At 61.0% G+C, this 21,028-nt stretch carries 23 protein-coding genes; 11 read left to right on the top strand and 12 right to left on the bottom strand.

Translation table 11 applies throughout. The annotated features are described in order from the left end of the window. Nucleotides 1-120: 120 nt before the first annotated feature. Both BFN10_RS18920 and BFN10_RS18915 read right to left on the bottom strand, forming a co-directional pair. Nucleotides 121-732 (bottom strand): c-type cytochrome, encoded by a 612-nt coding sequence (locus BFN10_RS18920; protein WP_058424433.1) that lies wholly within the window; start codon nucleotides 730-732, stop codon nucleotides 121-123. 34 nt (nucleotides 733-766) lie between these two features. After that, entirely contained in the window at nucleotides 767-1,069 is a 303-nt protein-coding gene (locus tag BFN10_RS18915) for a c-type cytochrome (protein ID WP_071490950.1), read from the bottom strand. A gap of 192 nt (nucleotides 1,070-1,261) precedes the next feature. On the opposite strand from BFN10_RS18915, the gene yihA reads away from it, so the two are divergent. Beyond that, the gene (gene yihA / locus BFN10_RS18910) at nucleotides 1,262-1,903 is read left to right on the top strand and encodes a ribosome biogenesis GTP-binding protein YihA/YsxC (RefSeq protein ID WP_010207832.1); all 642 of its coding nucleotides are present in this window, start codon (nucleotides 1,262-1,264) and stop codon (nucleotides 1,901-1,903) included. A 269-nt stretch (nucleotides 1,904-2,172) separates the two neighbouring features. Here the strand turns inward: yihA and polA are convergent, their stop codons facing one another. Next, nucleotides 2,173-4,950: a DNA polymerase I gene (gene polA / locus BFN10_RS18905; RefSeq protein WP_071490949.1), complete on the bottom strand. Its 2,778-nt coding sequence runs from the start codon at nucleotides 4,948-4,950 to the stop codon at nucleotides 2,173-2,175. A 74-nt stretch (nucleotides 4,951-5,024) separates the two neighbouring features. On the opposite strand from polA, the gene BFN10_RS18900 reads away from it, so the two are divergent. Both BFN10_RS18900 and BFN10_RS18895 read left to right on the top strand, forming a co-directional pair. Next, nucleotides 5,025-5,315 carry a DUF2782 domain-containing protein gene (locus BFN10_RS18900; protein WP_071490948.1) on the top strand — a complete coding sequence of 97 codons (291 nt, stop codon included), beginning with the start codon at nucleotides 5,025-5,027 and terminating at the stop codon, nucleotides 5,313-5,315. Nucleotides 5,316-5,371: 56 nt separating this feature from the next. Continuing rightward, a complete protein-coding gene (locus BFN10_RS18895) occupies nucleotides 5,372-6,325 on the top strand; it encodes a homoserine kinase (protein ID WP_071490947.1) in 954 nt (317 codons plus the stop codon). A gap of 67 nt (nucleotides 6,326-6,392) precedes the next feature. On the opposite strand, the gene BFN10_RS18890 is transcribed toward BFN10_RS18895, so the two are convergent. After that, a complete protein-coding gene (locus BFN10_RS18890) occupies nucleotides 6,393-7,322 on the bottom strand; it encodes a zinc ABC transporter substrate-binding protein ZnuA (protein ID WP_071490946.1) in 930 nt (309 codons plus the stop codon). 58 nt (nucleotides 7,323-7,380) lie between these two features. Between BFN10_RS18890 and BFN10_RS18885 the strand changes: the two genes are divergently transcribed. From BFN10_RS18885 to BFN10_RS18870, 4 genes are read left to right on the top strand one after another with little or no spacing between them, the layout of a single operon-like run. Further along, nucleotides 7,381-7,863, top strand: coding sequence for a Fur family transcriptional regulator (locus tag BFN10_RS18885; RefSeq protein ID WP_025854323.1), 483 nt, complete (start codon nucleotides 7,381-7,383; stop codon nucleotides 7,861-7,863). Next, nucleotides 7,863-8,648, top strand: coding sequence for a zinc ABC transporter ATP-binding protein ZnuC (gene znuC / locus BFN10_RS18880; RefSeq protein ID WP_071490945.1), 786 nt, complete (start codon nucleotides 7,863-7,865; stop codon nucleotides 8,646-8,648). Before BFN10_RS18885 ends, znuC begins: the two co-directional genes overlap by 1 nt. Beyond that, nucleotides 8,641-9,429, top strand: coding sequence for a zinc ABC transporter permease subunit ZnuB (gene znuB / locus BFN10_RS18875; protein ID WP_071490944.1), 789 nt, complete (start codon nucleotides 8,641-8,643; stop codon nucleotides 9,427-9,429). Before znuC ends, znuB begins: the two co-directional genes overlap by 8 nt. Before the next feature lie 37 nt (nucleotides 9,430-9,466). Then, complete coding sequence (locus BFN10_RS18870; protein WP_071490943.1) at nucleotides 9,467-10,186, top strand: PA5502 family lipoprotein; 720 nt, start codon at nucleotides 9,467-9,469, stop codon at nucleotides 10,184-10,186. Between the two features lie 102 nt (nucleotides 10,187-10,288). Here BFN10_RS18870 and katE read toward each other — a convergent pair whose 3' ends face one another. Further along, nucleotides 10,289-12,418, bottom strand: coding sequence for a catalase HPII (katE, locus tag BFN10_RS18865; protein WP_071490942.1), 2,130 nt, complete (start codon nucleotides 12,416-12,418; stop codon nucleotides 10,289-10,291). 265 nt (nucleotides 12,419-12,683) lie between these two features. On the opposite strand from katE, the gene BFN10_RS18860 reads away from it, so the two are divergent. Genes BFN10_RS18860 through BFN10_RS18850 form a run of 3 tightly spaced genes read left to right on the top strand, consistent with a single transcriptional unit; the run spans nucleotide 12,684 to nucleotide 15,187 of the window. Next, nucleotides 12,684-13,691, top strand: a complete 1,008-nt coding sequence (locus tag BFN10_RS18860) for a methionine ABC transporter ATP-binding protein (protein ID WP_071490941.1) — start codon at nucleotides 12,684-12,686, stop codon at nucleotides 13,689-13,691. After that, nucleotides 13,691-14,365 carry a methionine ABC transporter permease gene (locus BFN10_RS18855; protein WP_010207814.1) on the top strand — a complete coding sequence of 225 codons (675 nt, stop codon included), beginning with the start codon at nucleotides 13,691-13,693 and terminating at the stop codon, nucleotides 14,363-14,365. The genes BFN10_RS18860 and BFN10_RS18855 overlap by 1 nt, the downstream gene beginning before the upstream one ends. Before the next feature lie 51 nt (nucleotides 14,366-14,416). After that, nucleotides 14,417-15,187: a MetQ/NlpA family ABC transporter substrate-binding protein gene (locus tag BFN10_RS18850; protein ID WP_071490940.1), complete on the top strand. Its 771-nt coding sequence runs from the start codon at nucleotides 14,417-14,419 to the stop codon at nucleotides 15,185-15,187. 144 nt (nucleotides 15,188-15,331) lie between these two features. Here BFN10_RS18850 and BFN10_RS18845 read toward each other — a convergent pair whose 3' ends face one another. The 5 genes from BFN10_RS18845 to BFN10_RS18825 are packed head-to-tail and all read right to left on the bottom strand — an operon-like array spanning nucleotide 15,332 to nucleotide 19,255. Next, nucleotides 15,332-15,967 carry an SCO family protein gene (locus tag BFN10_RS18845; RefSeq protein ID WP_071490939.1) on the bottom strand — a complete coding sequence of 212 codons (636 nt, stop codon included), beginning with the start codon at nucleotides 15,965-15,967 and terminating at the stop codon, nucleotides 15,332-15,334. Then, nucleotides 15,964-16,863 carry a heme o synthase gene (cyoE, locus tag BFN10_RS18840; protein ID WP_071490938.1) on the bottom strand — a complete coding sequence of 300 codons (900 nt, stop codon included), beginning with the start codon at nucleotides 16,861-16,863 and terminating at the stop codon, nucleotides 15,964-15,966. The genes BFN10_RS18845 and cyoE overlap by 4 nt, the downstream gene beginning before the upstream one ends. Next, nucleotides 16,851-17,930 carry a COX15/CtaA family protein gene (locus BFN10_RS18835; RefSeq protein ID WP_071490937.1) on the bottom strand — a complete coding sequence of 360 codons (1,080 nt, stop codon included), beginning with the start codon at nucleotides 17,928-17,930 and terminating at the stop codon, nucleotides 16,851-16,853. Before BFN10_RS18835 ends, cyoE begins: the two co-directional genes overlap by 13 nt. Nucleotides 17,931-17,940: 10 nt before the next feature. Continuing rightward, nucleotides 17,941-18,525 (bottom strand): hypothetical protein, encoded by a 585-nt coding sequence (locus tag BFN10_RS18830; RefSeq protein WP_071490976.1) that lies wholly within the window; start codon nucleotides 18,523-18,525, stop codon nucleotides 17,941-17,943. Then, entirely contained in the window at nucleotides 18,491-19,255 is a 765-nt protein-coding gene (locus tag BFN10_RS18825) for an SURF1 family protein (protein WP_071490936.1), read from the bottom strand. Before BFN10_RS18825 ends, BFN10_RS18830 begins: the two co-directional genes overlap by 35 nt. Nucleotides 19,256-19,283: 28 nt before the next feature. On the opposite strand from BFN10_RS18825, the gene BFN10_RS18820 reads away from it, so the two are divergent. After that, entirely contained in the window at nucleotides 19,284-19,487 is a 204-nt protein-coding gene (locus BFN10_RS18820; RefSeq protein WP_058424417.1) for a twin transmembrane helix small protein, read from the top strand. A 6-nt stretch (nucleotides 19,488-19,493) separates the two neighbouring features. Here BFN10_RS18820 and BFN10_RS18815 read toward each other — a convergent pair whose 3' ends face one another. Continuing rightward, nucleotides 19,494-20,381 (bottom strand): cytochrome c oxidase subunit 3, encoded by an 888-nt coding sequence (locus tag BFN10_RS18815; protein WP_071490935.1) that lies wholly within the window; start codon nucleotides 20,379-20,381, stop codon nucleotides 19,494-19,496. A 35-nt stretch (nucleotides 20,382-20,416) separates the two neighbouring features. Next, nucleotides 20,417-20,968, bottom strand: a complete 552-nt coding sequence (locus tag BFN10_RS18810; RefSeq protein ID WP_071490934.1) for a cytochrome c oxidase assembly protein — start codon at nucleotides 20,966-20,968, stop codon at nucleotides 20,417-20,419. Between the last annotated feature and the right edge of the window lie 60 nt (nucleotides 20,969-21,028).

Raw genomic sequence — 21,028 nt, 5'->3', positions numbered from 1 at the left:
CAGGCCTGCGCGGGCATGAGTTCGTTAGTGTAACGGCACCGGCCACAAAAAAGGGCGGCCTGGGCCACCCTTTTTATGCTTGCATCGCGGGATTAATCGAGTGTTAACGTTGCGTGCACCTCAGTGCAGGCCCTGGATGTAGCTGGAGACCGCCGCAATGTCCTCGTCACTCAGCTTGCGGGCGATGGTGCGCATGATCGCCGCGTCGCCATCGTTGGTGCGCCCGGCCTCTTCCTTACGGAAATCGGTCAGCTGTTTGGCAATGTAGGTGGCGTGCTGGCCACTCAAGTGCGGGAAGCCGGCGGCGGCAATGCCCGCGCCATTGGGCGAATGGCAACCGGTGCAGGCCGGCAGGCCTTTATCCAGGTCGCCACCGCGGAACAGTTTCTCGCCGCGGGCCACCAGTTTCGGATCAGCAGCTCCCACACTGCCTTTCTGGCTGGCAAAATACGCCGCGATGTCTGCCAGGTCCTGATCGCTGAGGTTGGTCAACAAGCCGGTCATTTCCAGGACCGTGCGCTTGCCGGACTTGATATCCTGCATCTGCTTGGTCAGGTAACGCTCGCCCTGGCCGGCCAGTTTGGGGAAGTTCGGTGCCGGGCTGTTACCATCCGGTCCATGGCAAGCACCACATACGGCGGCTTTCGCCTGGCCCGCTGTAGCGTCGCCTGCAGCATGGGCAACACCGGTGATGCCCAAGGTCAACAGCAGACTCACGATCAGTTTGTTCATCAGCTAATCCAACTACGGCTAAGGGGTTTAAGAGTTATCTACCGGGTTTACTCACCATCAATTCAATGATGGCCTGGTAATCCTCAGTACTGCAGTCCATGCACAAACCACGCGGCGGCATTGCCTTGAAACCCTGGGTCACGTGTAGCACCAGCGTGTCCATGCCCTGCGCCAGTCTTGGCGCCCAGGCTGCCTGGTCACCCCGTCTGGGGGCGCTGGGCAACTGGCCGGCATGGCAAGCCACGCAAACTCGGTTGTACACCGCTTCCGGATCCTGTGTAGCCTGAGCGCCGTAAAGCGGGACCAGGGCACCGATAGCGAGCAACCACTTGGTCATACGTCGACCATTACAGGGTTTGAGAGCGTTTTGCGTTCTAATGCGCAATAAAGGTCTATCGCTCCCGTGAACTTCATCCTTCGCTGGGACAAAGCACACACAAAATCTGCGGCATTATATACTGGCGCTACTGAAACGGAAACGACACCGCTTGCCGCACCCTTTCTCGGCACCGCCCACATCGGAAATCTCATGCAACTCAAGAATCCCATCCTCGGCCTGTGCCAACAGTCCACGTTCATGCTCAGCGCCGCCAAAGTTGACCAATGCCCCGATGACGAAGGCTTTGAAGTCGCCTTTGCCGGTCGTTCCAACGCCGGTAAATCCAGCGCGCTGAACACCCTGACTCACGCCAGCCTGGCGCGCACCTCGAAAACCCCGGGCCGTACGCAACTCCTCAATTTCTTCAAGCTAGACGATGATCGGCGTCTGGTCGACCTGCCGGGTTACGGTTATGCAAAAGTACCTATCCCGCTGAAGTTGCACTGGCAGCGTCACCTGGAGGCTTACCTGGGTGGCCGGGAGAGTTTGAAAGGCTTGATTCTGATGATGGACATCCGCCATCCGATGACCGATTTCGACCTGTTGATGCTCGATTGGGCAGTCGCCAGCGGCATGCCGATGCATATCCTGCTGACCAAGGCCGACAAGCTCACCTACGGCGCGGCCAAGAACACCTTGCTCAAAGTGCAGTCCGAAATCCGTAAGGGCTGGGGCGACGCGATCACGATCCAGCTGTTCTCGGCACCAAAGCGCATGGGCCTGGAAGAGGCTTACACCGTGCTGGCCGGTTGGATGGAATTGGCGGACAAAGGCGCGGAACTCGCGGAATAACTTTTCTGCGGGCAAAAAAAACCCCGGACTTCGTATGGGGAGGGGAAGTTCGGGGTTCAAGTTCCGGACCGCTAGGGCGGGGTCCAGATATCTGCCAACACTTAACACAACATAGGAGCATTGAAGGGCTTCACCACCCATTCAGTAACTCTGAGTAGCAGTTCACGGGTTAAGTTCCGACAAGTCAGAAAAACTATTTGAAATAACCAACGGCGATTTCCGCACTAAAGCACTCTGCCACCGCACAACGCGGTGGCAGCGCCCGCGCGTCAGTGCGCTTCATCCCAGTTATTGCCGACGCCCACTTCCACCAGCAGCGGCACGTCCAGCTTCGCGGCAGCACTCATATGCTCGCGAATCTTTTCGCTGACCTGCGCCACCTGATCCTCACGCACTTCCAGTACCAATTCATCGTGCACCTGCAGGATCACCTTGGCATCCAGGCCCGAATCGGTCAGCCAGTTGTCCACCAGCACCATGGCTTTCTTGATGATGTCGGCCGCCGTGCCCTGCATCGGCGCGTTGATCGCGGTGCGTTCAGCGGCCGCGCGCTCCTGGGGCTTGTTGGAGTTGATGTCGGGCAAGTACAGGCGACGGCCGAAGAAGGTTTCCACGTAGCCCTGATCAGCGGCTTGGGCGCGGGTGCGCTCCATGTACTCGCGAACCCCGGGATAACGGGCGAAATACACATCGATGTAGGCCTTGGCCGTCTTGGTATCGACACCGATGTCCTTGCCCAGCTTCTGCGCGCCCATGCCGTAGATCAGACCAAAGTTGATCGCCTTGGCACTGCGGCGCTGGTCGGAGGTGACCTCGCCCAGCTCAACCTTGAACACCTCGGCCGCCGTGGCGGTGTGCACATCCAGGTTGTGACGGAAGGCGTTCATCAAGCCTTCGTCCTTGGAAAGGTGCGCCATGATCCGCAGCTCGATCTGCGAATAGTCCGCCGCCAGCAGCTTGTAGCCCTTGGGTGCAACAAACGCCTGGCGAATCCGCCGCCCTTCGGCGGTACGCACCGGGATGTTCTGCAGGTTCGGATCACTGGAAGACAAGCGCCCGGTTGCCGCCACCGCCTGGTGATAGGAGGTATGGATACGTCCGGTACGCGGGTTGATCTGTTCCGGCAGGCGATCGGTGTAGGTGCTTTTCAGCTTGCTCATGCTGCGGTACTGCATCAGCACCTTGGGCAGCGGATAGTCATCCTCAGCCAGCTTGGCCAGCACTTCTTCGGCCGTCGACGCCTGGCCCTTGCCGGTTTTCTTCAGCACCGGCAGGCCGAGTTTTTCATAAAGAATCGCGCCGAGCTGCTTGGGCGAGCCCAGGTTGAACGCCTCGCCGGCGATCTCGAAGGCCTGGCGCTCCAGTTCGATCATCTTGTTGCCCAGCTCGATGCTCTGGATACCCAGCAGGTCCTTGTCCACCAGTGCACCCTGGCGCTCGATACGGGCCAGCACGGGCACCAATGGAATCTCGATATCCGTGAGCACGCTCGCCAGGCTCGGGATGGCGGACAATTGTGCAAACAGCGCCTGGTGCAGACGCAGGGTCACATCGGCATCTTCCGCCGCATAAGGGCCGGCCTGCTCCAGGGCGATCTGATCGAAGGTCAGCTGCTTGGCGCCCTTGCCGGCGATGTCCTGGAAAGCAACAGTGTCGTAGTCCAGGTACTTCTTGGCCAGGCTGTCCATGTCGTGACGGGTTGCCGTGGAGTTCAGCACATAGGACTCAAGCATGGTGTCGAACGCAATGCCACGCACGGTAATGCCCTGCGCCGGGTCGCCGCCGATAGCGCAGTTGGCCAGGATGTTCATATCGAACTTGGCGTGCTGGCCAACTTTGAGCTTGGTCGGGTCTTCCAGCAGCGGTTTCAGGGCCAGCAGCACGGTGTCGCGGTCCAACTGCTCCGGCGCGCCGATGTAGGAATGGGTCAACGGGATGTAGGCCGCTTCATGGGGCTGCACGGCGAAGGAGACGCCGACCAGCTGCGCCTGCTGGGCATCGATACCGGTGGTTTCGGTGTCGAAGGCAAACAACTTCGCATCGTTGAGCTTCTTCAGCCAAAGGTCGAACGTCGCCTGGTCGAGGATGGTGGTGTAGGTGGCCTCTGCCGGCGCTACTGCCTCGACGACTTGCTCGGCAACCGGCGCAGCCTTGAGTTCCACGCGTTTGGCATCGCGCTGGACCTCATCAATCCAGCTCTTGAACTCCAGCAGCGTGTACAACTCCAGCAGCTTCTCGCGATCCGGCTCGATCAGGTGCAAGTCATCCAGACCGATATCCAACGGTACATCGCACTTGATCGTCGCCAACCGGTAGGAAAGAAAAGCACTCTCCCGATGTTCTTCCAGCTTGGCCGGCAACGTCTTGGCGCCTCGGATAGGCAAGGTCGGCACAATATCCAACTGCTCATAAAGCTCTTTGATGCCGCCGTTCACGCCGACCAGCAAGCCGGAAGCGGTCTTCGGACCGATACCCGGAACACCCGGAATGTTGTCAGACGAATCGCCCATCAGCGCCAGATAGTCGATGATCTGCTCGGGAGCGACACCGAATTTCTCCTTCACGCCCTCGATGTCCATCGCGCTACCGGTCATGGTGTTGACCAAGGTAATGTGCCCGTCGACCAACTGCGCCATGTCCTTGTCACCGGTGGAGATCACCACGGGGCGGGCAGCCGCCGCACTGCTGCGCGCCAGGGTGCCGATCACATCGTCGGCCTCGACGCCTTCGACGCACAGCAACGGGAAGCCCAGCGCGATCACGCTCTGGTGCAACGGCTCGATTTGCACGCGCATGTCATCCGGCATGCTCGGGCGGTTGGCCTTGTATTCGGCGTACATGTCATCGCGAAAGGTCCCACCCTTGGCGTCGAACACCACCGCGAACGGGCTGTCCGGGTACTGCTTGCGCAGGCTCTTGAGCATGTTCAACACGCCCTTGACCGCGCCGGTGGGCAGGCCTTTGGAAGTGGTCAGCGGTGGCAATGCGTGGAAGGCACGGTACAGATACGAAGAACCGTCCACCAGGACGAGGGGTGCTTGGCTCATGAGCAGAATCAACCTTTTCGGCGGGTCAGGCGCTAGAATAGCCGGACCAATGACGACAAAGGGACAAGGTTATCATGCGTACATTCAATCGCCTGCTGTTGACTGGCTTGATTGCACTCGCTCCGATGGCTGCCGTGGCGGCAGACGATGCGCCTGGGGGCGATCCGGAAGTGACCATTCGCACGGAAGGCGACAAGACCATTCAGGAGTACCGCCAGAACGGTTTCCTGTACGCAATCAAGGTCATCCCGAAGGGCGCACCTCCTTATTTCCTGGTGCGCGCGGACGGAACCGATGCGAACTTCATCCGTTCTGACCAGCCGGATATGCTGATCCCGTCATGGAAGATCTTCGAATGGAAATGATTTCTTAACTTCAATTGGCGCCGCGCACCGCGGCGCCCGTACTGGCAGTTTTAACCATGTCTGTGTTCACCCCCCTGGCTCGGCCCGAGCTGGAAACCTTTCTCGCCCCTTACGGCCTCGGCCGCCTGATCGACTTCCAGGGGATTGCCGCCGGTAGCGAAAACACCAATTTCTTTATCAGCCTGGAGCAGGGTGAGTTTGTCCTGACCCTGGTCGAGCGTGGCCCGGTTGCGCAAATGCCGTTCTTCATCGAACTGCTCGACGTACTCCACGACGCCGACCTGCCGGTGCCCTACGCCCTGCGCACCACCGACGGCGTGGCCTTGCGTGAACTCAAAGGCAAACCGGCGCTGCTGCAGCCGCGCCTGGCCGGTAAGCACGTCAAGGACGCCAACGCCCAGCACTGCGCCCAGGTCGGTGACCTGCTGGGCCATCTGCACCTGGCGACGCAGGGCGAGAGAGTCCTCGAGCGCAAGACCGATCGAGGCCTGGACTGGATGCTCAGTGAAGGCGCGCAACTGATTTCGCACCTGAACGCCGCACAGCAACGCCTGTTGCAGGATGCTCTGACCGAGATCGCAGCGCACAAGGCCGAGATCCTCGCCCTGCCACGCGCCAACGTGCACGCCGACCTGTTCCGCGACAACGCGATGTTCGAAGGCACGCACCTCACCGGCCTGATCGACTTCTACAACGCTTGCTCCGGCCCGATGCTGTACGACGTGGCGATCGCCCTGAATGACTGGTGCTCGGACGCCGATGGCGTGCTTGATGGGCAACGCGCCAGGGCCTTGCTGGGAGCGTATGCAGGGCTGCGGCCGTTTACCGCGAAGGAAGCCGAGCTGTGGCCGACGATGTTGCGCGTGGCCTGTGTGCGGTTCTGGCTGTCACGCCTGATCGCGGCTGAATCCTTTGCGGGACAGGATGTGCTGATCCACGACCCGGCGGAGTTCGAGCATCGACTGGTGCAGCGTCAGCGGGTCACCGTGCAACTGCCATTTGCCCTCTAAAAGACCTGCGAGATCAAAAAGTGTGGGAGGGGGCTTGCCCCCTCCCACATTTGGTCGTCGTTTGCTGTCAGAGCGATTCCAGGCAACCCGCCAAGTCGTTGCCCAACTTATCCAGCACTTGCTCGTAGCCTTGAGCGGTAGCCGGGGTATAACCACCCAGCGCATCCAACTCCGCCAACTTCACCGGCAACCCGGCCACCAGGGTTTCAGCCAGGCGCGGACGCAACGGCGGTTCACTGAACACGCACGTCTTGCCCACTTCCTGCAAACGGGTGCGCATCGCCGCCACATGTTGGGCACCCGGCTGGACTTCAGCGGCCACGCTGAACACGCCGGCATGCTTGAGCCCATAAGCGTCTTCGAAGTAATCGAAGGCTTCATGGAACACGAAGTAGGGCTTGCCATCGATCGGCGCAAGACGGGCTTTCAGGCGAGCATCCAGGGCATCCAGGCGCTCGTCGAAGGCCTTCACGTTGCTCTGGTAACGCGAGGCATTAGCCGGATCGGCAGCAGCCAGATCAGTGGCCATGCGTGCAGCAATAACCCGTGCGTTGATCGTGGACAGCCACAAGTGCGCGTCCAGGCTGCCTGGACGGTGATCGTGGTCATGTTCGTCGGCTTCATCGGCGTGGGAGTGGCTATCTTCGGCAAAACGGCGCAGCTTCATGCCCGGCAGGTCCTGCACTGCTACCGTTGTTGCCGTACGACCTTTCAACACGCGCGGCAGGAAACTCTCCATGTCCGGGCCGATCCAGTACAGCAGGTCCACCGACTGCACACGCCGTACGTCGGATGGTCGCAACGCATAGTTATGCGGCGACGCGCCCGGTGGCAACAACACCTCCGGAACCGCCACGCCGTCCTGCACCGCCGCAGCAATCAACTGCAGTGGCTTGATGCTGGTTAACACCTTGACGTCGGCCTGAGCGGCGCCAGCCATGAACAAACTGGTGACAAATACGACAAAAACGGGAAAAAGTCGGGACACGATGACCACTCAATGGCGTAGGAACGGGTAACATAATAACGTCTCTATCAAATATCTGTCGCCGCTCATGCCTAAAACACCGCTTGCCAGCCGTCCCCACGACCACTCTCACTGCGTGCATACCGCGCTGTCGGAAGCCGACACCCTGTGCACACAGAAGGGTCTGCGCCTGACCGCACTGCGCCGCCGCGTGCTGGAATTGGTGTGGCAGAGCCACAAGCCGCTGGGCGCCTACGACATTCTCGGCGTGCTCAGCGAGCAGGACGGCCGCCGCGCCGCGCCGCCCACCGTGTACCGCGCACTGGACTTCCTGCTGGAAAACGGCCTGGTGCACCGCATCGCCTCGCTGAACGCCTTCGTCGGCTGCAGCCACCCGGAACACGCGCACCAGGGCCAGTTCCTGATCTGCCGCGAGTGCCACGCCGCCATCGAGCTTGAACAAAAAAGCATCAGCGACGCCATCATCAAGAGTTCTGCCGAGGTCGGCTTCCGGGTCGAAGGGCAAACGGTCGAAGTGGTCGGCCTGTGCTCGGGCTGCCAGGGGGCTTGATGAGCAACGCGTTAATCCGCCTGGAGCAGGTCGGGGTCACGTTCGCCGGGCAAAACGTGCTGGATAACATCGCACTGAGCGTGGAGCCGGGGCAGATCGTTACCCTGATCGGCCCCAACGGCGCCGGCAAGACCACCCTGGTGCGTGCCGTGCTGGGCCTGCTCAAGCCCGACACCGGCAGTGTGTGGCGCAAGCCCAAGCTGCGCGTCGGCTACATGCCGCAGAAGCTGCATGTCGATCCAACCTTGCCATTGTCAGTCCTGCGCTTCCTGCGCCTGGTACCCGGCGTAGACCGTGCCCGCGCCCAGGCGGCGCTCAGGGAAGTCGGCGCCGAACAGGTGATCGACAGCCCGGTGCAAAGCATTTCCGGCGGCGAAATGCAGCGCGTGCTGCTGGCCCGCGCCCTGTTGCGCGAGCCGGAACTGCTGGTGCTGGATGAGCCCGTGCAGGGCGTCGACGTCGCCGGCCAGGCCGAGCTGTACAGCTTGATTACCCGTCTGCGCGACCGCCATGGCTGCGGCGTATTGATGGTGTCCCACGATTTGCACCTGGTGATGAGCACCACCGACCAGGTGGTGTGCCTCAACCGCCACGTGTGCTGCTCGGGCCATCCGGAACAGGTCAGCGGCGACCCGGCGTTCGTCGAGCTGTTCGGCAAGAACGCCCAGAGCCTGGCGATCTACCACCACCATCACGACCACGCCCACGACCTGCATGGCGCCGTCGTCGATGACCCCGCCACCCCCCATACCCACGTTCATGGAGATAGCTGCAAGCATGGCTGATTTTCTGCTCTACGCCCTGCTGGCAGGCTTGGCTTTGGCGTTGGTGGCGGGCCCGTTGGGCTCGTTCGTGGTCTGGCGGCGCATGGCCTATTTTGGCGACACCTTGTCGCACGCCGCGCTGCTGGGCGTGGCCCTGGGCTTTCTGTTGGATGTGAGCCCGACCATCGCCGTGACCGTTGGGTGCCTGCTATTAGCGGTACTGCTGGTGACCCTGCAACAGCGCCAGCCCCTGGCCTCCGACACCCTATTGGGCATCCTGGCACCCAGCACCCTGTCCCTGGGCCTGGTGGTGCTGAGCTTCATGCATGAAGTGCGCATCGACTTGATGGCCTACTTGTTCGGCGACCTGCTGGCGATCAGCCCCGGCGACCTTGCGTGGATCCTCGGCGGCAGCGCGGCCGTACTGGCGCTGCTGGTCGCACTGTGGCGCCCGCTGCTGGCGATTACCGTGCACGAAGAGCTGGCCACGGTAGAAGGCTTGCCCGTGCCGGCCCTGCGCATGGCCCTGATGTTATTGATCGCCGTGGTGATCGCTGTCGCGATGAAGATTGTCGGCGTATTGTTGATCACGTCGCTGCTGATCATTCCCGCGGCCGCTGCCCAGCGCCACGCCCGCTCACCGGAGCAGATGGCGGTGGGCGCCAGCCTGCTGGGGATGCTCGCTGTGTGCGGGGGCCTGGCGTTGTCCTGGTTCAAGGACACGCCGGCCGGGCCGTCGATTGTGGTCACGGCCGCCGCCCTGTTTCTGCTGAGTTTTGTCCTGCCCCGTCGAGGGGTGTAGACTTGCTCGCTTTTTGCGCAAATAGAGAGTCGCAGGAATGAAGCCGTTCACCTCCCGTTATCTGCTCCTTGCCGCATTTTCCCTGCTGCTGGGCGCCTGTCAAAGCACACCGCCCGCCGTCCCCGAGGCCCCGGACGCACGCGCTGCGGCCATCGCACAGCTGGAACAAAACCTGGCCAGCAGCGAACTGGCCACCGCAGAAGACCAGCTAGCGGCGCTGCAAGCCCAGTCGCCCAACGACCCGGCGCTGGAAACCTACCAGCGGCAGTTGGCTGAAGCCTACTTGCAACGCAGCCAGATCGTGCTGCAAAAGGGTGATGTAAACGCCGCCGCGACCGCCCTGAGCCGTGCCCGCGCCCTGATGCCCAAGGCACCCGCGCTGACCGGTGGCGTCAACAGCGCCATCAGCCATGCGCGCAAGGCCGAACTGGACAAAGCCGAAGCCGACCTGAAAGCCGCCGAGGCCAAGCCCGCCGCCAAGGTCATCGACCCCACGGCGCCCAGCACCACCGTGGCGTTGAACCTCACCAACATCGAAGAACTGCGCCATCAGCTGGATGCGATTGCCACCGACGTGGTGAATTACCAATGCGATGTGAGCATCCAGGCGCCGCGCACAGAGGATTACCCGTGGCTGGCCACGTTGCTGACCAAACGGGTGAAGCGAATTGATTCGGGGTATGACCTGAAGATTCACCGGCAGATTCTGAAGAAGATTCCGGCGCAGGTTGTGCTGATTCCGCGCAAGGCGGAATAAAACCATCGGCGGCAAGCCCCCTCCCGCACTTTGAATGTATTCACAGCTCAAAATGTGGGAGGAGGCTTGCCCCCGATGACGATCTAACAAACAACCAAAGACTTAAGCCGGAATCGCCTTGGCCTTAGGCTCACGATCCCAGACCCGGTGCTGGGCAATCGCGGCAAAGAATGCCTTGAACGCCTTGGCATCCGAGCCGACGATCAGTCCCGCATCCGCCTCAAGCTTCAACAGATCCAGCAATGACTTAGCGTCGTTGGCGACGGTAATCGCCTTCAAGTGCTTGTACGCTTCCAACAGGAAGTGCAACGCCACGCCATCACCACTCAAGGCTTTAACAGAGTCTTTCCCGCCAGGGACAAATACCGCATCGAACGCAATCGATGGCATACCTTCCATCGAGGCATCCACCTTCAGGCTTTTACCATCAGCCGTTTTTACCGGTGCCGAGGTTGGCCCCAGCAGCTTGGCATGTGCGCCCTCGGCTTCCAGTGCCTTCTTCAACGCATCAATTGCAGCACCATCAACGCCGTTCGCGGCAAGAATCGCCACTTTTCGCGTTTTGATATCACCCGGCAGCAGGTTTGCCTGGCTCAATGCCGGCGAACGTTCCGGCTGGGTTTTACGGACAGGCACCGTGCCTTGGGTCGGCGCGGGCAGCCCCAGGTTCTGCGCCACGCGCTTGGCCAGTTCCAGGTCGATGTTGGCCAGGATCTCGTTGACCTGACGCGCGCGGATAAACTCGCGCTCGACCTTGCCCAGCTCAAAGCTGTAGGCCGCAATGATGTGCTCCTGTTCGTGCTTGCTCATGCTGTGGAAGAACAGACGCGCCTGGGAGAAGTGATCGCCGAACGACTCGCTGCGCTCACGGATCTTGTGGGCGTCGATGCGCTCAGGGTAGGACTCAAAACCACCATCCTGCGCAGCCGGTGGCGTTTCTTTCGGCCAGCCGCCATCGATTGAGTTCGGCTCATAAGAGGCTCGCCCTTTATCGATGGTGCTGCGGTGCATGGCATCGCGCTGGTTGTTATGCAGCGGCGTGACCGGCTGATTGATCGGCAACTGATGAAAGTTCGGCCCGCCGAGTCGGCTGATCTGCGTGTCGGTGTAGGAAAACAGCCGACCTTGCAGCAGTGGATCGTTGGAGAAGTCGATACCCGGCACGATATGGCCTGGGCAGAACGCGACCTGCTCGACCTCAGCGAAGAAGTTGTCCGGGTTGCGGTTGAGCACCATCTTGCCCAGCGGCGTGATCGGCACCAGCTCCTCAGGGATCAGCTTGGTCGGGTCGAGGATATCGAAGTCGAACGCATGCTCCTTGTCCTCGGGAATCACCTGCACGCCCAATTCCCACTCAGGGTAGTCGCCCATCTCAATGGCTTCCCAAAGGTCGCGGCGGTGGTAGTCGGTATCTTTACCGGCCAGCTTTTGCGCTTCGTCCCACACCAGCGAGCAAGTACCCGCCGTAGGACGCCAGTGGAATTTGACGAAGTTGGATTTCCCCTCGGCGTTCACCAGGCGGAAGGTGTGCACGCCAAAACCCTGCATGCTGCGCAGGCTCTTTGGAATGGCACGGTCAGACATCGCCCAGATCACCATGTGCGCCGATTCAGGCTGCAACGAGACGAAGTCCCAGAAGGTATCGTGCGCCGACCCGCCTGTAGGAATTTCATTGTGCGGCTCGGGCTTCACGGCGTGTACGAAGTCAGGAAACTTGATCGCGTCCTGAATGAAAAACACCGGCATGTTGTTGCCCACCAGGTCGAAGTTGCCTTCTTCGGTGAAAAACTTCACGGCAAAACCGCGCACATCACGCACCGTGTCACCCGAACCACGCGGGCCCTGCACAGTGGAAAAGCGGGTGAAGACCGGCGTTTTATGCCCAGGGTCACGCAGGAAACCAGCCTTGGTCAGCGCCGAATGGTTCTCGTAGGTCTGGAAATAGCCATGGGCACCGGTGCCACGGGCATGCACGATGCGCTCCGGGATACGCTCATGGTCAAAGTGCGTGATTTTTTCACGCATGATGAAATCTTCCAGCAGCGATGGGCCACGGGAGCCCACTTTCAGGGTGTTCTGGTTGTCGGAAATCTTGACGCCCTGATTGGTACGCAGGGCCTGACCGGTCGCATCGGAGCGGAAGGCCTCCAGGGCCTGCAGCTTGGCGTTGGTGTTACCACGATCCAGGGTGTCGGTGCCCGCTAGCTCGCTCTTTGGCTTTTTGCTACTCATCAGTCAAAACTCCTTATTCAAAGTGGCCAGAGCGGTCCCCGGCTCGTTTGAGCAAAACCCCAGGCACGGCACCTGGGAAATCGAGTTGCTTAAGTAGTGACTGACGCGGTTTTGTACCGTTCCTTTTTTATGACCTTTGATCGCGTTATTGCCAAATCGCTGGTTGAATACGAAATAAATGCTAAGAAACGCTATACAGACAGGCTAAAATGCGCGCCCGGCTAACCGCTGATCCCTTTTCCATGCGCCCCACAAGGTTCGCTACGTGATCGAGTTTCAAAACGTCCATAAAACCTACCGCGTCGCCGGTAGGGATATTCCCGCGCTGCACGCCACCAGTCTGAGTGTCGAAAACGGCCAGGTGTTCGGCCTGATCGGCCACTCCGGCGCGGGTAAAAGCACCCTGCTGCGCCTGATCAACCGCCTCGAAGAACCGAGCAGCGGCATCATCAGGGTAGATGGCGAAGAAGTCACCGCCCTGGACGCCAACGGCCTGCGCCGTTTCCGCCAGCAGGTCGGGATGATCTTCCAGCACTTCAACCTGCTGGCGTCCAAGACCGTCGCCGACAACGTGGCGCTGCCACTGACCCTGGCCGGCGAACTGTCGCGCAAGGACATCGACCTGCGCGTCGCAGAACTGCTCGCGCGCGTCGGCCTGTCGGACCACGCCAAAAAGTACCCGGCGCAGTTGTCCGGCGGCCAGAAACAACGCGTCGGCATCGCCCGCGCCCTGGCGACCAAGCCAAAGATCCTGCTGTGCGACGAAGCCACCAGCGCCCTCGACCCGCAGACCACCGCGTCGGTGCTGCAACTGTTGGCCGAGATCAACCGCGAGCTGAAGCTGACCATCGTGCTGATCACCCATGAAATGGACGTGATCCGCCGTGTCTGCGACCAGGTGGCCGTAATGGACGCCGGCGTGATCGTCGAGCAAGGCTCGGTGGCCGATGTATTCCTGCACCCCAAGCACCCAACCACGAAGCGTTTCGTGCAAGAGTCCGAGCAGGTCGACGAAAACGAGCAACGCGATGACTTCGCTCACGTACCCGGCCGCATCGTGCGCCTGACGTTCCAGGGCGAAGCGACCTACGCGCCGCTGCTGGGCACCGTCGCACGCGAAACGGGCGTGGACTACAGCATCCTCGCCGGTCGTATCGACCGCATCAAAGACATCCCTTACGGGCAATTGACCCTCGCCGTCACCGGTGGCGACATGGACGCTGCGTTTGCGCGCTTCACCGCTGCTGACGTCCACATGGAGATCCTGCGCTAATGGACGTCCTGTTGAGTTTCTTCGCCAATATTGACTGGTCCGAAATCTGGCTCGCCACCGGCGACACCATGACCATGCTGTTCGGCTCACTGTTCTTCACCGTGGTGCTGGGCCTGCCCCTGGGCGTGCTGCTGTTCCTCACCAGCCCGCGCCAACTGTTCGAACAGAAGGGCCTGTACGCGCTGCTGTCGCTGATCGTGAACATCCTGCGTTCGCTGCCGTTCATCATCCTGCTGATCGTGATGATCCCGTTCACTGTATTGATCACCGGCACTTCGCTGGGTGTGGCTGGTGCGATTCCGCCGTTGGTGGTGGGCGCGACGCCGTTCTTCGCACGCCTGGTGGAAACCGCGCTGCGTGAAGTGGACCGCGGCATTATCGAAGCCACGCAATCGATGGGCGCCAGCACGCGCCAGATCATCACCAACGCCTTGCTGCCCGAAGCGCGCCCAGGCATTTTCGCGGCGATTACGGTGACCGCGATTACACTGGTGTCCTACACGGCCATGGCCGGTGTGGTGGGTGCCGGCGGCCTGGGTGACCTGGCGATCCGTTTCGGTTACCAGCGTTTCCAGACTGACGTGATGGTGGTCACGGTGGTGATGCTGCTGATCCTGGTGCAAATTCTGCAAACCGTCGGCGACAAGCTGGTGGTGCACTTTTCTCGAAAATAACGGCCATTGCCGGTGATAAGCCGGCACATGCCCGAACAAGGAGCTTGTTGGATGAAGAAACTACTGGTTGCTTTCGCCGCCGTTGCCGCGTTTTCCGCCCACGCCGAGACCATCACGGTCGCGGCTTCGCCGGTCCCACACGCGGAAATCCTCGAATTCGTGAAACCTGCCCTCGCCAAAGAAGGCGTGGACCTGCAGGTCAAAGTCTTCACCGACTACGTGCAGCCGAACGTACAAGTCGCGGAAAAGCGCCTGGACGCCAACTTCTTCCAACACCAACCGTACCTGGATGAATTCAACAAAGCCAAGGGCACCCACCTGGTGAGCGTCGGCGCGGTGCACCTGGAACCCCTGGGCGCCTACTCCAGCAAGTACAAGAAGCTGGACGAACTGCCAAGCGGCGCCAATGTGGTGATCCCCAACGACGCCACCAACGGCGGCCGGGCCCTGTTGCTGCTGGCCAAGAACGGCCTGATCACCCTGAAGGACCCGACCAACATCCTGTCGACCATCAAGGACATCACCGCCAACCCGAAAAGCCTGAAATTCCGCGAACTGGAAGCCGCCACCTTGCCGCGCGTACTGACCCAGGTCGACCTGGCGCTGATCAACACCAACTACGCGCTGGAAGCCAAGCTGGACCCGTCCAAGGATGCGCTGGTGATCGAGGGCAGCGATTCGCCTTACGTGAACATCCTGGTGACCCGCGAAGACAACAAGGACTCGGACGCCGTGAAGAAGCTGGTTGCAGCCCTGCACACGCCTGAAGTGAAGCAATTCATCGAAGAGAAGTACAAAGGCGCGATCAAGCCGGCGTTCTGATCTGATTCGATCTCCAACACGCTGAAGATCAAAAAATGTGGGAGGGGGCTACACCCCGATTGCTGAGTGTCAGTCACTGCATCTGGTGGCAGACCCACTGCTATCGGGGGCAAGCCCCCTCCCACATTTGTTATGTGTCGCCTGTTACTGACGCTTCAACAACCCCGGCAACTGCGCCACCAGCTTCTGGTTGTTCAACGGCGCACGGATGAACCCGCGCTGAGTCCCATCCGGCCCGATCAATGCCAGGTTGCCGCTGTGGTCGACGGTGTAGTTGGGCTTGCTGGTATCCGCCGGAATGAACGGAATGCTCACCGCATTCGAGACCTTCTGCACCTCCTCCACATTCGCGCCCGTCAGGCCCTGGAACTGCGGGTCGAAGTAGCCCAGGTACTGTTTGAGCTGGGTCGACGTATCGCGGTTCGGGTCCACACTGACCAAAATCACCTGCAACTTATCCACAGCCTCTTTAGGCAGCTCGCTCTTGATCTGGCGCAGCTGGGCGAGGGTAGTCGGGCAGATGTCCGGGCAGAAGGTGTAGCCGAAGAACAACAGGCTCCACTTGCCTTTCAATTCGTTGACCAGCACCGGCTGGCCGTCCTGGTTGGTCATGGTCACCGGCGGCAACTGACGGCTTTGCGGCAACAGGATGATACCTGCGTCGATCAGCGCGGTAGGGTCGCCCTGGCCCTTGCCCGAGAGCACTTTGTTAACGGTCAGGCCCATGATCAATGCCACCAGGGCCACCAGGATGAAGACAGTCTTTTGAGTTCGAGTCATAGGTTCAACAGTAAGTAGTGGTCTACGAGCAGGGCGATAAACAGCAGCAGCAAGTACCAGATAGAGTACTTGAAGGTGTTGATCGCCGCGTGCGGCCGACCGCCACGGTACAACACCCAGGCCCATTGCAGAAAGCGCCCGCCCAATACCAGGGCGCAGCCGAGGTACAGCAGGCCGCTCATGTGGATCACATAGGGCATCAGGCTCACCGCCAGCAGGGCAAAGGTGTAGAGCAGGATATGCACCTTGGTGTAGTGCTCGCCGTGGGTTACCGGCAGCATCGGGATATCGGCCTTGGCGTATTCTTCCTTGCGATGGATGGCCAAGGCCCAGAAGTGTGGCGGAGTCCAGGCAAAGATGATCAACACAAGCAGCAGGGGCTCGGCGCTGACATGCCCGGTGACGGCGACCCAACCCAGCAAGGGCGGCGCTGCACCGGCCAAGCCGCCGATAACAATATTCTGTGGCGTCGCACGCTTGAGAAAACCGGTGTAGATCACCGCATAACCGAGCAGCGAGGCCAGCGTCAGCCAGGCTGCGAGCGGATTGGTGAATGCCAGCAGCAGGGCCAAGCCGGCAACAGCCAGAAACAAAGCAAAGGCCAACGCCGCCAGCGGTGACACCCGGCCCTCCGCCAACGGCCGCTTGTGAGTGCGCGCCATTACCGCGTCGATGCGTCGGTCCACCACATGGTTGACCGCCGCCGCGCCGCCTGCACACAGGGCAATCCCCAGGTTGCCAAACACCAGCACGGTCCACGGCACACCAGCGCGAGTCGCCAGGAACATCCCCACCAGCGAGGTGATGAGCATCAGCACCACCACCTTCGGCTTGGTCAGCTCCAGATAATCACGCCAGATGGCCTGGCCGTGACGCGCGCCGATCAAGGTCGCCATGGCATCTCTCCTTTAAGGGTAACGAGGCCCGATACGTGTTTGCGCGGAATAAAGCGCCAGCCGAACGGCAACTGGTTGCGCACCCGGACCAGACTGGTGCGCGCGTGATAGTTGACCAGTACCAGCGTCAGTAATAACGCCGCACCGCCCGCGTTATGCCCTACCGCAACCGGCAGCGGCAGGTGGAAATACACATTGCTCAGGCCCAGGCAGATTTGCGCCGCCAGGGCGATCAACAGCAAGCCGGCCAACCGCGTCATGCCGACTGCGCGCAACTGCCAGGCCAGGCCCAGCAGCACCAGGCTGACGATGACGGCGCCGATGCGGTGGGTCAGGTGGATGGCGGTGCGCGCCTCGCTGTCCAACTGCCCACCGAGGTAATTGGGGCCGATGTGTTGAGTCAGGTGGAAGCCGTTGGCAAAGTCCGCTGCCGGCCACCACTGCCCATGGCACGTTGGCAAATCGATACAGGCCACCGCCGCGTAGTTGGAACTGACCCAACCGCCCAGGGCAATCTGGCCGATCACCACCACCAGGCCTGCCGTCGCCCAATATTGCAGGCGCTTGGGCACGATCAGCGCGGGCAATACGCCGGACAAACGCAGGGTCAGCAGGAACAGCAGGCTCAAGGTCGCAAAGCCACCCAACAGATGCCCCGTCACCACCTGCGGCCACAGCTTCAATGTCACCGTCCACATGCCAAATGCCGCTTGGGCGAACACCACCGCCAGTACAAACAGCGGCAGCTTCACCGGCTGGCCCGGATCGCGCCGATGGCTCCACGAGCGCGCCGCCAGCAACACAATCAGCAAGCCCAGGGTGCCGGCGAAGTAGCGATGGGTCATCTCGGCCCAGCCCTTGTCCGCCTCCACCGGCGTATCGGGGAAGTGCAGCTCGGCGTGGGCCAGTTGGGCTTCGGTGTTGGGCACGCCGATGAAGCCATAGCAGCCGGGCCAGTCCGGGCAGCCCAGACCCGCATGGGTCAGGCGGGTATAAGCGCCGAGCAGCACAACGATCAGCGCCAGCAAGGTGGCAAACAACGCGAGGCGAAATCCAGGTTTGGCCATGACGATGCCCCTATCCGATGTTCGACAGTTTCAGCAGGTGGCGCAGGTCGTTGAGCAAGTCCTTGCCTTTGACCTTGGTGTCATAGCGCAGCACCAGGTTGCCGTGGGGGTCGACGATCCACAGCTGAGCATCCCCCGGTGCAGCGGCGTTTTTACTGAAGGTCGACAGGTCCAGCGGGTAGCGTTGCAGTTGCGGGTACTCGGCCTTGAGCTTGGCGTCATAGTCGCTGTCCAGCGGCTGCGCACTGGCCAAGGCATGGCTGGCGCGGGAGGCATCGCGCCCCAGGCCGATCTGCAATTGACGCGCGAGGTAGACCAGTTGCTGGCAATCGGCGGCGCAGGCGGCGGGCGCGGTGACCAGCAGTTGCCAGCGCTGCTCATCGGCCTGCACGCCAATGTCGGCGCGGGTCTGGCCGTTGCCGATCATCTCGCCGTGGTAGCTGCGGCTTTGCGGCACCCAGAACTGCAGCTTGTACATGAAAGTGGCCAGCGCCATCGGGCCGATCACCATCATCAGGATCAGAATCAGTTGCCAACGGCCTTTGCGCCGATCAGGCACCTCAGACATGTTGGGTGGATTCATGGCCGCTCCCATGGGGCTTCTCCTTTTTGTTGTGCCATCCGAGGTAGAGGTAAAGCGCCAGCAACGCCAGCGACATGGCGAACCACTGCACGGCATACGCCAGGTGTTTTTCCGGCCCCATGGCCACGATGGGCCAGCTGGTTTCGTAAGTGCCGGGGCCGGGCTCGGCACGTAGCTCATAGGCGAAACCGCTGCGGCCCAATTGCGCCCACAACGCGGCAGGGTGCAGCGCCGTCAGCAGGCGTGGCCATTGCGCACTGGCGGGGTCGGCGTGCAATTGGAAGGTTTCGCCAGGGGCGACGTAGACCCAGGCATCCAGATTCAAGAGCTGCTCCGGGGTACTGAATACCGGTGGCGTGCGCCGGTCCGGCCAGGGTAGCCAGCCGCGATTCAGCAACAGCCACAGGCCGCTGGCCTGATCGTGGAAGGGTTGCAGCAGCTCTACGCCGGCCTTGCCGTCGCGCATGCGGTTATCGAGAAACACGCTGTGCCCGGCATCCAACTGCCCGCGCAAGCGCACGCGGCGAAAGGCCGGGTCGGCCATGTCATTGAGTTGCGCACTGCTGATCGGCTCCGCTGCGCGCCGCTCGGCATAACTGTCCACCAGCAGCTGCTTTTCATGGCCGCGCGACAGTTGCCAGAACCCCAACCCCACCATCAGGGGCAGCAGTACCAGCACCACTAAGGTGGGTGCGATCCCTGGACGAAAGCGTTTTGCGGCGCTGGCTATACTTGTTTTCATTGCCCGCCCATCCCCGTGGAGCCCGACCATGCTCAAAGCTGCTATTGCCCTGATGCTGATCGCGACCGTCGTGAGCCTGTTCAGTGGCTTGTTCTTCCTGGTCAAGGACGAGGGCAACTCCAACCGCCTCGTCAACGCCCTGACCGTGCGTGTCGTGCTGGCCGTGATCACACTGGCCTTGATCACCTGGGGCTTTTTCAGCGGCCAACTGGTTTCTCATGCGCCGTGGTAAGTCGCCTCACAGCACGTAAACGAAGAAAAACAGCCCGATCCACACCACGTCCACAAAGTGCCAATACCAACTGGCCGCCTCGAAGCCGAACTGGTGCTCGGCATTGAAATGCCCCTTGAGGATGCGCATCAGCATCACGAACAGAATGAGGGTGCCGATGGTCACGTGGGCGCCATGGAAGCCGGTGAGCATAAAGAACGTCGCGCCATACACGCCGGAGCCCAGCGTCAGGCCCAGCTCTTTATAGGCGTGGATGTACTCCTCGGCCTGGAACCCCAGGAACGCCAGCCCCAACAGCACCGTGATCGCCAACCAGATCTTCAACGCACCGCGATGACCTTTGCGCAGGGCATGGTGGGCAATGGTAATGGTCACGCTGGAGCTCACTAGCAGGATGGTATTGACCAGCGGCAGACCCCAAGGGCTGATGGTGCCTTCAGGCGCGGGATACATTTTGGGGTCAGGGTTGTTGAGCAACGGCCAGGCAAACTCGAAGTTCGGCCACAGCATGTGCGCAATGCCCTTGTGACCCTCACCGCCCAACCACGGGCCGGACATGTGCCGCACATAAAACAGCGCACCGAAGAACGCGATAAAGAACATCACTTCGGAAAAGATGAACCAGGTCATGCCCCAACGGAACGATCGGTCCATCTGCGAACTGTACAAACCGGCGCGGCTTTCCTTGATGACCGCACCGAACCAACCGAACAGCATGTAAGCCAGCAGCAGCCCACCGACAAAAAAGATCCACGGGCCGTGGGATTCCGGGCGTGCCGCCTTGAGGTCGTTGAACCACACAGCCAGTCCATACACGGTGACCAGCATGCCAATCGTGGCAATTATCGGCCATTTGCTTTGCGCTGGTACGTAGTACGTATCATGAGTCGACATGTATTCGCTCTCCTGATTGAGGGGGCAAACAGTAGCTAGCCGCCGGTATGCACAGCCACCGGCGGTTGGCGCGCAGTGATATCGAACAGCGTGTACGCCAGAGTCAGATGCTTCACATCCTTGGGCATGTCGCGGTCGACGATGAAGCGCACCGGCATCTCGATCCGCTGGCCCGGCTGCAGCACTTGCTGGGTGAAGCAAAAGCATTCGGTCTTGTGGAAATACATCGCCGCTTCGGCCGGGGAAATGCTCGGTACGGCCTGGGCAGTCATCGGCTTGTCGGTCGGGTTGTGGGCCACGAACAGCATCTCGGTCACCGCGCCTGGGTTGACCACCACTTCGTCCGCCTTGGCATAGAAATCCCAGACCATATCGATGGCATTGGTAGACAGGAACTGCACGCGCACCTGGCGCGTCGGGTCGACAACCTGCTCGCCCTCATACTGCCCTGCGGTCTTGCCGTTGATGCCGAACGCCTTGCACATCACGTCGTAGATCGGCACCAGCGCAAAGCCGAAGGCGAACATCGCCACCACCAGGATCAGCAGCCGTGTGACCAGGCGCTTGATCGGCAAGTATTCAGCCATGACGCCCACCCAATGTGAATGAGGCCATTGTGGGAGGGGGCTTGCCCCCGATAGCTGTTT

Origin of the sequence: Pseudomonas extremorientalis (genome assembly GCF_001870465.1) — a bacterium.
GTDB classification, from domain to species: domain Bacteria; phylum Pseudomonadota; class Gammaproteobacteria; order Pseudomonadales; family Pseudomonadaceae; genus Aquipseudomonas; species Aquipseudomonas extremorientalis.
Note: the sequence above shows the minus strand (reverse complement) of the source record. Positions and strands in the feature narration are given on the sequence as shown.